1 protein-coding gene is annotated in these 724 nt (G+C 68.0%); it reads right to left on the bottom strand.

Going from position 1 to position 724, the window contains the following annotated elements:
- Positions 1 to 719: PrpR N-terminal domain-containing protein (locus B3873_RS07595; protein ID WP_286865031.1), on the bottom strand; the 719-nt coding region annotated here is incomplete at its 3' end.
- Positions 720 to 724 lie beyond the last annotated feature (5 nt).

Below are 724 nucleotides of genomic sequence, written 5' to 3'. Positions count from 1 at the left end.
TCCTTGCCGGTGCCGGTCTCGCCCTGGATCAGCACGTTGGCCGGCGAGCGCGCAAAGAGCGTGATCGACTGGCGCACCGTTTCCATCACCTCCGAATCGCCTCGCAGATCCTTCAGGTGATGCCGTGCGCGCAGGCTGTCGGCCACCGGCAGGCTGGGGCCGCGCGTGCTTTCCAGTTGCGTCAGCCGCGCCAGTTCCAGCGCATCTTCAAAGGCCTGCCGCACCGTGGCCGAGGAGTAGAGGAAGATCCCCTGCATCCCCGCTTCCTCGGCCAGGTCGGTGATGAGCCCGGCCCCGACCACCGCCTGCACGCCGCCGGCCTTCAGTTCCTGCACTACGGCGCGCGCGTCTTCTTCGGTGGCATAGGTGCGCTGGGCGATGTCGAGTCCGAACATCTGCTGGAATTCGGTCAGGGCCGGCATCGCCTCCTGATAAGTGACCAGCCCGATGCGCGGGCTGATCTGGCGGGCACGGGCCAGTGCCTGCATCACGTCGAAGCCGCTGGCGCGCGCCACCACCACCGGCACTGGCAGGCGGCTCTTGAGATAGGCACCGTTGGAGCCGGCCGAGATCACCACATCGCAGCGCTCGCTGGCCAGGCGCTCGCGGATGGCGCGCACGGCCTCGTCGAAGCCCAGGTGTATGGGCTCGATGTCGGCCACGCCGTCGAATTCCAGCGTGATGTCGCGGAAGAGTTCGGAGAGGCGCCACACGGACACGTGCC

Origin of the sequence: Herbaspirillum sp. UBA812 (assembly GCF_002296545.1) — a bacterium.
Classification (GTDB): Bacteria; Pseudomonadota; Gammaproteobacteria; order Burkholderiales; family Burkholderiaceae_D; genus Herbaspirillum; species Herbaspirillum huttiense.
Note: the sequence above shows the minus strand (reverse complement) of the source record. Positions and strands in the feature narration are given on the sequence as shown.